The organism is Geoglobus sp. (assembly GCF_054018175.1).
In genome coordinates this window covers 1-9556 of the sequence record NZ_JBPLZQ010000118.1, presented here as the reverse complement: position 1 = coordinate 9556, position 9556 = coordinate 1, and the positions used below count along the sequence as shown (strand labels likewise).

10 protein-coding genes are annotated in these 9556 nt (G+C 54.0%); 7 read left to right on the top strand and 3 right to left on the bottom strand.

What is annotated here, in order from left to right; translation table 11 throughout:
- From ACXJJC_RS09265 to ACXJJC_RS09240, 6 genes are all read left to right on the top strand, one after another.
- Window positions 1–456 (top strand): NrpR regulatory domain-containing protein (locus ACXJJC_RS09265; RefSeq protein ID WP_456371248.1); only part of this gene is annotated, 456 nt, incomplete at its 5' end.
- Between the two features lie 137 nt (window positions 457–593).
- The gene (locus tag ACXJJC_RS09260) at window positions 594–1646 is read left to right on the top strand and encodes a TAXI family TRAP transporter solute-binding subunit (RefSeq protein ID WP_456371246.1); all 1053 of its coding nucleotides are present in this window, start codon (window positions 594–596) and stop codon (window positions 1644–1646) included.
- 11 nt (window positions 1647–1657) lie between these two features.
- A complete protein-coding gene (locus tag ACXJJC_RS09255; protein ID WP_456371244.1) occupies window positions 1658–2113 on the top strand; it encodes a DUF1850 domain-containing protein in 456 nt (151 codons plus the stop codon).
- Window positions 2114–2117: 4 nt separating this feature from the next.
- Complete coding sequence (locus ACXJJC_RS09250; protein WP_456371242.1) at window positions 2118–4427, top strand: TRAP transporter permease; 2310 nt, start codon at window positions 2118–2120, stop codon at window positions 4425–4427.
- A complete protein-coding gene (locus ACXJJC_RS09245) occupies window positions 4417–5694 on the top strand; it encodes an aspartate aminotransferase family protein (protein WP_456371240.1) in 1278 nt (425 codons plus the stop codon). The genes ACXJJC_RS09250 and ACXJJC_RS09245 overlap by 11 nt, the downstream gene beginning before the upstream one ends.
- Window positions 5695–5732: 38 nt before the next feature.
- Window positions 5733–6314, top strand: coding sequence for a class I SAM-dependent methyltransferase (locus ACXJJC_RS09240; protein WP_456371238.1), 582 nt, complete (start codon window positions 5733–5735; stop codon window positions 6312–6314).
- Here the strand turns inward: ACXJJC_RS09240 and ACXJJC_RS09235 are convergent.
- The 3 genes from ACXJJC_RS09235 to ACXJJC_RS09225 are packed head-to-tail and all read right to left on the bottom strand — an operon-like array spanning window position 6308 to window position 8721.
- A complete protein-coding gene (locus tag ACXJJC_RS09235; protein WP_456371236.1) occupies window positions 6308–7021 on the bottom strand; it encodes an ABC transporter ATP-binding protein in 714 nt (237 codons plus the stop codon). The genes ACXJJC_RS09240 and ACXJJC_RS09235 overlap by 7 nt on opposite strands.
- Window positions 7008–7733, bottom strand: a complete 726-nt coding sequence (locus ACXJJC_RS09230) for an ABC transporter permease (RefSeq protein ID WP_456371234.1) — start codon at window positions 7731–7733, stop codon at window positions 7008–7010. The genes ACXJJC_RS09235 and ACXJJC_RS09230 overlap by 14 nt, the downstream gene beginning before the upstream one ends.
- A gap of 1 nt (window position 7734) precedes the next feature.
- Window positions 7735–8721, bottom strand: coding sequence for an ABC transporter substrate-binding protein (locus tag ACXJJC_RS09225; RefSeq protein ID WP_456371232.1), 987 nt, complete (start codon window positions 8719–8721; stop codon window positions 7735–7737).
- A 108-nt stretch (window positions 8722–8829) separates the two neighbouring features.
- On the opposite strand from ACXJJC_RS09225, the gene ACXJJC_RS09220 reads away from it, so the two are divergent.
- Entirely contained in the window at window positions 8830–9474 is a 645-nt protein-coding gene (locus ACXJJC_RS09220; protein WP_456371230.1) for a hypothetical protein, read from the top strand.
- The last annotated feature ends 82 nt before the right edge of the window (window positions 9475–9556 follow it).

The following is a 9556-nucleotide window of genomic DNA, read 5'->3' as shown; positions in this document are numbered from 1 at the left end:
AACAGAATAGGTTCGACACCGACATTTGCAGGCGTGCTTCAGTACCTCGACTGGCGCCCCGTCAGGTTCGTTCACGCGATATCGTACTACGGGTCCACACTCGACCCCGTGGATCTGTTTATCAGGAGTGGACTGTGCAGCGTTAAAGATGCTGTGGAGATGGGATACGGCACGGTACCAGCAGACGTCAGGGAGATACCCAGAATTCTGAGAAGAAAGGCGCTATCAGTCCTGAAGATGCTGAAAAGGCTGGGCATCAACGGGGCAGTGTATGTCAGCGGAGCCGAAGGTGACGCCCTTGGCATTCCGGTAAGCAATTACAGGTCAGGAGTGGTTGTCATAGCCGGCTCAACCCCCCTCGCGTACCTGATGGAGAGAGGAGTGGACGTGGAGATCAGGATACTCGCATCAAACGAGAGGTTCGAGAGGCTTGAGGACATAGGTGACCTCGTCTGAATTAGATTCATTGTGATTTATCATCGCAAATTTTATATACCTTCAATCCACTCAGTCTTTTTAAACTTGTCCGGTGCTCCAGAGAGAGGACGGGCATGGAATTTTTAGGTGTGAACTCAAAAACCTGAGGTGGTTGGATGAGATCTAAAGCATATCTGGCCCTGATGTTGGTTCTCGCGATGGGTGTGGCACTGGCAGGATGTGCCCAGCAGGAAAAACCCGCCGCAACACCAACGCCAACACCGGAAAAGGCCGAAGGAGTGAAAATCCCAAAAACAGAGGACGGAAAGTACATCATAACGATATACACAGGCTCCGGCCCTGGAAGCGTGTACTTTGCAGTCGGTTCGATGTTCGCCAAGGTCCTGAACAAGAAGAGCGACATGATCTACGCCAAGGGTGTTACGAGCGGTGCGAGTGTGGCAAACGCCAAGGCGATTGGTAAGGGAGAGGCTCTCGCGGCCATAATCCAGAACGATGTCACCTACTATGCATGGAACGGAAAGTTCCAGTTTGATGGAAAGCCGGTGAAGGAGCTCAGGGGAATAGGCACGCTTTATCCGGAACCGGTGCAGATAGTTGTTAGGGCTGACAGCGACATCTACACGCTCGAAGACCTGAAAGGCAAGAAGGTAGTTGTTGGAGCTGCAGGGAGTGGCGTCGCTGCAACTGCCGAGAGGGTTCTGAAGGCTGCAGGAATCTGGGACGACATCGAGCCTGTGTACCAGACCTTCAGCGAGGCGGCACAGAGCCTCGTTCTCGGGCAAGTGGACGCTGAATTTACGGTGATTGCATATCCAGCTCCCGCCATTGACCAGATTGCCGTCAAGGTTCCGGTCAGGCTGCTTCCGATCCCGGATGACGTCGTGCAGAAGCTGCACGACGAGGGGTATCCGTTCTACGTGAAGGTCACGGTCCCGGCAGGCACGTACAACGGACAGGACGAGGACGTGCAGACCATAGCCGTGAAGGCTACGCTTGCGGTCCACAAGGACGTGCCTGACGAGGTGGTCTACGAGATGACGAAGGTTCTCTATGAGAACATCGACGAGCTCGCCAAGGCTCACCAGGTTGCAAAGCAGATTGACATGAACAAGGCCTTCGAGGGGTTGATGATCCCCCTGCATCCGGGAGCCATAAAGTATTATGAGGAGCACGGCATAACCGTTCCTGCGGAGCTCAAGCCGTGAGGTGTATCTGATTGAACAAACGCCCTTATTTTTTATTTTTTGGCGTTTGTATCGCTCTTATTTACCTCCTCATCCGTCCTGTTACGGTCATAGTAATATCCTTCAACTCAAACCAGGTCGTCGTCCCACTCTCCACCACCCTGACCGTGTCGATAGAGTACACCCACAGCGTTTCCCTGACAGACGTGGAGGACATCTACGATGTCAACGACAGTGGAATTTACATCAGGGAGGAAAGGTGGCAGGATTTTCTCGCCGGACAGCCACTCGAAGGAAGGATTGAGGGCCGGTACCTGGTGAAGGAGATGAACGATTACCTCGGAAAGGAGTGGGAGTACTGGTTCATAGACGTGAACAGCTTCAGAGTGTATGTTAACGGCAGGCTGGCGCTTGTGCAGCCAGCGGAGGATGGTTTTTTAACGCTCAGGGTCGAGAGGGTCCCGGCCATAATGACCATCGCGAGGTGATGTGATGACGGACATAATGGAAGAGGTGGAGAAGTACGTCGCCCTCGAGAGGACCAGGACACTGTCAGAGAGACTGATGACCGTGGTGAAAATCGCCGCGATCCTCATAGGGATTTACGAGATTCTGTTCATATTCAACTTCACGTACTCAATTTATGACGTCGTTGCGAGGCTCGGATACAAAATACCATTGCTAAGGCTGGACTTTCAGGACAAGCAGGGAGAGGCTTTCGTCCTCGCCATGATCCTGGTGATAGCGTTCCTCAGATACCCGATAAGGGACAGGGAGAAGTACCTGAAGAGCGTGCAGCTCTACGACTGGGTGTTCATCGCCCTAAGCCTTGTGAGCATGTTCTACATGTTCTACCGCTTTCCAACGTACATGGTCTTCTACGACGTCAACACCTACGACGTGATCTTCGGGCTGATAGCCATTGCAGTCGTGCTCGAGGCAACGAGGAGGACGGTCGGATGGATTCTGCCAGCAATTGTCCTTGCTTTCCTGGCTTACGGCATAAGGGACACCATGTTCAACTGGAGCAGATTTGTTCAATACCTCTACCTCGATCAGGGGATATTCGGAATTCCGTTCTACGTGATGACCATCTACGTCTTCGCGTTCGTCTTCTTCGGAGCTTTCCTGCTTAGGATTGGCGTTAGCGACTACGTAACCAGATTCATGATCTCTCTCTTCGGACCGAGGCAGGGAGGGCCAGCCAAGGCGGCAGTTGTTTCAAGCGGTCTCATGGGAACGGTCAGCGGCAGTTCGGTTGCGAACGTCCTCACAACAGGAACGTTCACGATCCCCCTGATGAAGAAAGCCGGCTACCCTTCCGAAACCGCGGGAGCCGTCGAACCCGTGGCGTCAACTGGAGGTCAGCTCATGCCGCCGATAATGGGTGCCGCAGCCTTCATCATGGCCCAGTTTCTCGGAGTGCCTTACAACAAGCTGATAATCGCTGCAATTCTGCCTGCGCTGATCTATTACGCCGGAGTCTACATTTTCATAGACCTCGAGACCAAGAGGCTCGGCCTGAAGGGGCTTTCGAGGGATTCATTCACCCCGCTCAGCTACTTCATCAGGAAGCTTTACATCCTCCTGCCAATAGCGGTAATAACTATCGCACTTGTCTGGGGGATCGCCCCGCACATCGCCGCGATCTCGTCACTCGGAATCGCCATATGGGTTGCCTGGATCTCAAAGGACGAGATTCCAGGCGATGAGAAGATATACGTCCCCTTCGTCATCACGGCAATTCTGCTGATGTTCTCCGGCAGAGAGCTGTCCCATATCACCGCCCCACTCCTTCTGCTGCTCGCGCTCGCGCTTGTAGTTCTCGCGTTCACCAGCAGAATAGAGTTCAACGAGAAGCTCTACATCAGCCTTCTCTTCATAGCCTTCGCGGCGTTCTGCAAGTTCCTCGGGCTGAGAAAGGAGGCAATACTCCTGATGAGCGGCGTCTTCGGAATCGTTTTCTCGGTCATTATCGGCAGAGTCTCGAAGACGGAAGTTGGGAAGAAGATGTCCTTCGCGACCTACGAGTCGATGATTGACGCGGGCATAACAAGCACGAGCGTCATGCTCGCCGCTGCAAGCGCCGGGCTCATACAGGGTGTCCTGACGATGACCGGCCTTGTCACGAGCCTCGGATACAAGCTCATAGACCTGACCGGGGGATATCTCATGCTCCTGCTGGTGATGGCCATGATATTCAGCCTGATCCTCGGCATGGGGGTGCCGACAACCGCAAACTACGTCATAACCTCTCTCGTTGCAGCCCCGGCAGTGTTCAACGCCGTAGCTGGCAATGCCATCTACGATGCGCTCGTTCCCGGCACGGCAACTGCCACAGCCCTTCTTGCAGCTCACTTCTTCGTCTTCTACTTTGGCATTCTCGCGGATCTCACACCGCCAGTTGCCCTCGCGGCCTACGCAGGTTCAGCTTTAGCGGGGAGCGACTTCTGGAAGACAGCAAGGAATTCTGTCAAGTACGCGCTCGCAGGCTACATCGGGCCGTACATCTACTTCACCCACCCGGAGATGTTCCTGATAACCGTGCAGAACTGGGACATGTTCACGATCCTGAAGGTGCTGTACTACTTCCTGGCAAGCCTGCTCGTCATGTACATGCTCGCCGTCGCCATAACGGGCCACTTCGGAAAACCGCTCAGGAGAGAGTTCAAGGCAGTTCTCGGCATTCTCGGCGTTAGCGGGGCAACGCTGCACGTTATTCCAATTGCCCTCGGCGCTGGGACGCTGCTGGGCCTCAGGATATACAACAGCAGGTTGAGAGGTGAGACTGTTGAGGAGTGAGGAAGTGTACGAGAGGGCTGGTAGGATAATACCCAGAGCCGCCCAAACGGGTCTGAGGGCGGAGACCCACTATCCGTTCCCTTTCGTCCCGAAGAGGGCGTACGGGTGCAGGATGGTGGACGTTGATGGCAGGGAGTACACAGACTACCACCTCGCCTTCGGCCCGATACTGCTGGGCCACAACCACCCGGAAGTGAATGAGGCGGTGAAGGAGCAGATAGACGAGGGCGTGCTTTACGGTGCTGGGGTTTGCGAGCTAGAGGTCGAGGTGGCCGAAAAGCTGGTGGAGCTCATCCCTTCTGCGGAAATGGTTAACTTCGTCAACTCCGGGACTGAGGCAACGTACCACGCGATAAGGCTGTCGAGGGCCTACACGGGGAGAGAGAATATAGTGAAGTTCGAGGGCTGCTACCACGGGTGGCACGACTACGTGGCATTCAACGTCTCTCCACCTGAGGACATGATGGGCAGAATCTACCCGCAGTCGAAGGGGATTCTGAGAGCGGCCTACGAAACCACCAAGGTTCTGCCGTTCAACGACAGCGACGCTTTCAAAGAGTTCATGGCGGAGCATGGAGACGAGGTTGCGGGAGTCATCCTCGAGCCGATACCGCACAGCGTTGGGGCGATAATCCCGGATAGGAAGTTCCTCAGGACGCTTAGAGAGGAGACCAAGAGCTACGGGAGCGTGCTGATATTCGACGAAATCATCACGGCTTTCAGGCACAGCATCCACGGGGTTCAGGAGGAGTTTGGAGTCACTCCCGACATAACGACCATCGGGAAGTCCATGGGCAACGGATTCCCTGTGGCAGCAATAGTCGGGAGGAGAGAGATAATGTCAATGGTCCACAACGGTGTCCTCGTCTCGGGAACCTACAGCGGGCATCCTGCTGCTCTTGCGGCGGTCAAGAAGACGATCGAGGTGCTGGAGAGGGACAACGTGGTGGAGTACATCTCGGAGCTTGGAGAGGAGTACAGGAAAGCCCTGAACGACGTTATCGAGGACCTGAACATTGACGCGAGGGTCGTGGGATACAGGTCGATATTTGCCATACAGTTCGCCAAGGGAGAGGTGAGGAGTTACGCTGACATAGTGGGCATAGACAGGGAGAGGTTCAGGAGGTTTGCGGCGGAAATGAGAAAAAGGGGCATCTTCTTCACGCCCAACCCGCTCAAGAGGTGTCACCTCTCCGCTAAGCACACGGAAAGGGAGATGGAGGAGTTCATTCACACTGCAAGGGAGGTTCTGAAGGGCCTCGCATGATCAAAACCTTTTTGTCCACCACAACCATTTTTTGCCGGATGGAAAAATCCGACAGGGTTTTTGACGAGCTTGCAGAGAGGTACGACTCGTGGTACGACAGAAATCCAGATCTCTTCGAGGCTGAGGTGCGCACCATACCCTTTCCCACATCACCATCCCTCGAAATCGGCTGCGGCTCGGGCAGGTTCATGCAGAGGCTCGGAATCGATGTTGGAGCAGACATCTCAGTCAGCATGCTTGAGATTGCAAGGAAGAGGGGGTGCGAGGTCGTGCTCGCGAATGGAGGTCATCTCCCATTCCTTAGCGAGTCTTTCTCCTCAGTCTACCTCATTTTCACACTATGCTTTCTGGAAGAGCCCGAGAGGGTGCTGAAGGAGGCGTGGAGGGTGCTAAAGCCGGATGGTGTTCTCGTGACGTGCATCGTTCCTCTCGACTCCGGGCTCGGAAGAGAGTACTCCTCGAAGAGCAGTCCCTTCTACAGAATAGCGAGGTTCTATGAAGAGGACGAGGTAAGGGACATGCTCGAACGCTCGGGCTTTGAGGTTGTTGAGGTCAGGAAGGCGATGCTCAAGCACTCCGAAAACGACTTCGTGTGTTTCAGTGCAAGGAAGGTTCAGTAGTACGCAATCTCCTCCACAAACCTCCTTGTCCTCTCATCCTCAGGATTTTCAAACAGCTTTTCTGTTTTTTCCACCTCCACCACCTCACCACCCTCTATGTATGCCGTGCGATCTGCCAGGCGCTTAGCCTGAAACAGGTTGTGGGTGGCGAGAATGATCGTTTTCCCCTTCCTGCGCATGTCCATGATAGTCCTCTCAACCACCTTTGCGTTCTCGGCATCGAGGTTGGCCGTGGGCTCGTCCAGAGCGTAAACGTCGGCATCGATAACGAAGGCCCTCGCTATCGCAACCCTCTGCTTCTCCCCTCCACTTAGATTCTTCGCATTCTTTTCTGCAAGCTCGAGAATTCCAAGGGCCTCGAGCACCCTCTCAACCCTGTCTTCGAGGTCCTTTCCGTTGATGCCCCTTATCCTCAGACCGTACGCAACGTTGTCAAAAACGCTCCCCCTGAACACCACGGGATTCTGGAAGACCATCGTCACCCTCTTTCTGATGCCGTCGGGGTTCTTTCTCGCATCCTCCCCGTCGAACAGGTACCTTCCCGTAAAGTCCTCCTCAAGCATAGAGATGACCCTCAGCAGGGTCGTTTTGCCCGCTCCGCTGCTGCCAATCACGGAGAAAACCTCACCCCTCTCGATCTCAAGATTCACTCCTCTCAGCGCCGTCACGTTCCCGTAGCTCTTGCTGACGTTCTCAAGCCTGATCATGGGCCCACACCCTCTGCAGGTAGTTGGAGAGAGCGGTCACGGCAAAGACGATGGCGAGGAGTATCGTGCCGAGGGCTATTGCAAATTCGATCTCTCCCCTCGCCACGTACATCTGGATCGAGGTGGTCAGGACCCTCGTGTTCATCTCCCCGTTCCTGACGAAGATGTTTCCTCCAACCATTAGTGCGATGCCGAGCTCGGCTATCGCCCTGTTGAACGCAGCTATAACCGAGAGCGCGATTCCCGACATCGCCTCCTCCACGACCTTCACCATGGCCTGTGCCCTGCTGGCCCCGAGAGTCAGTACGAGATCCCTTATCTCGCCCTCAACGCTTTCTATTGCGTTGGCGGTGAAGCTCACGATTATTGGCAGGATCAGGAGCATCTGGCCGAAGCTTATCCCCATCTCTGTGTAAAGAAGGCCGAGCATTCCAAGGGGTCCCGCAGGAGCGAGAAAAAGGTAGAGGATGAGGCCCATCACCACCGTCGGAATTCCGAGCATCGCGTTGAAGACCGATTTAACCAGGTTTTTTCCCCTGAAACTCGAAACACCAATCACAACGCCCAGCGGTACGCCAATGATTGCCGCGAGCATCGCTGCAATGCCGGAAACCTTGACGCTCCTGAAGGCAATGTCCATCAGCTCGGCATTTCCGCTCACCACGAGCCTTACAGCTCCGGCCAGACCGTCAGCTATGTACTCCCACGCCATGTTAACCGAACTCGAAGAATGTCATTCCCTCTCCGTACCTGAACTTCTCCGGGCACTCTGTTACCACGCCGTTGTCCTCTACAAGCCCGTACTTGGCTATCCAGCTGAAGTAGGGCTCCTTCCTCTCCTTCAGCACATCCACGATTGGGTAGAACAGCGGCTTTCCGAACTTGTCCCTGCCGAACTCACCAATTATCCTCTGACCCTCCTCGCTGGTGAGCCAGTTCGCGAGCAGCTTCGCGCCCTCAAAGTCCTTGTCAAAGTTCTCCGGGTTTATCAGGATTATGGCGTAGATGTTTATCAGCTCCTCGCCCTTGTCCACCAGAGCTGCGAGATCGACCAGCCCCTCCTTTCTGTATTTGAGAAACGTGCCCGTGTCGGAGAGAGTGTATGCTTTCTTGGTGTTCGCGTAGTTCAGCGTCGCCCCCATTCCGGTGCCTGTTGCAACAAACCAGCTCTCGTTCTTTATCTGGCTGTAGTCAAAACCTGCCATCTTCCAGAGAGCCATTTCCTTGGTGTTTGTCCCCGAACCGTCATCCCTCGACACCCACACTGCCTTGCCCTCTCTTCCCGCCTGAGCGATCTTTTTGAGTGCCTCCACAGGGCTGAGTCCCTTTATTCCTGCAGGATCGTCTTCTGGCCCGACTATGACGAAGAAGTTGTAGGCAAAGACCTTCCTGTCAACACCATAGCCCTCCTCCATGAACTTCAGCTCCTTGCTCCTCGCGTGAACCATTATCGCGTCACTCACACCATTCTTAGCGTCCTGAATCGCCGCTCCGGTGCCCTTGGGAATGAAGTGCAGTTCTATTCCATACTTCTCCTTGAACGCCGGAGCTATGGCCTCCTCAAGCAGTCCCGTGTCGTAGAGGCTCGTTGTGGTTGAAATCGTCAGAACTCTAACCTGCGATTGTGTCTGGTGCTGGAGAACGAATGCTGCTGCGATCAGAAGCACGATAACTCCCACAGCAACTGCAACCCTTTTCATGGGATCACCTCGATATGCACAGCAATACATAACGAGTTTAAAAACGTTGTGGAGTTCACACCATCAGTTTCAAAAAGATTTTTAACGCCGAAAATAAAGCATGATGTGATGGCGTATCCGGTGTTTGAAACCGTGCTGACCCTCACCGCATTCATCACGAGCATTTTCCTAACCCTTATGCTCGTCAATCACTCCAAGCCAAAGGCCGGGGATGCCACACTCTGGAAGTTCATCACAACGTACCTGCTTATGAGCTCGATACTGCTGTTCATCGTGTCCTTCATAGAATTCATCGAATTCTTCATCGACCTCGGCGATCTCGAGCTTCCGTTCGATTACACCCTGATATACCTGTACATCCTCATTCCGGCGATTATTGCCGTCCACACTTACGCAATCCAAAGACTCTACAGCGTGGTGGAGTTCGATGTGGAGAGCATGAACCCCAACACCATAGGCCTTCCATTCGTTTACGTCACAATTTTCTTCTTTATCTCTAAGGAAATTCCAGAATTCGGTAAGGTAGCTTACGACATCGCCCTGATCTCCCAGTTCGCGTACATACTGTCACTTCCAGTCGTGATCTCCATAATCTACTTCACGATCAAGGAGAAGAAGATCGAAGAGGCAATAATTCAGCTACCCATAGAGTCCGTGGATCGGCTGTCCGGGATATCCCTCTCCATGGCTCTTTTCAGCCTTGCGGTTTTCATGAAGGTTCACGGTTACCACCTCATATACGACCTCCTCTAGGCCTTTGCCCTGATAGTGTTCGCCGTGTCAGGAGAGCTGTACAGGAGAAGCCTGTTCAAGATGAGGAAGGTGATGTAACTCA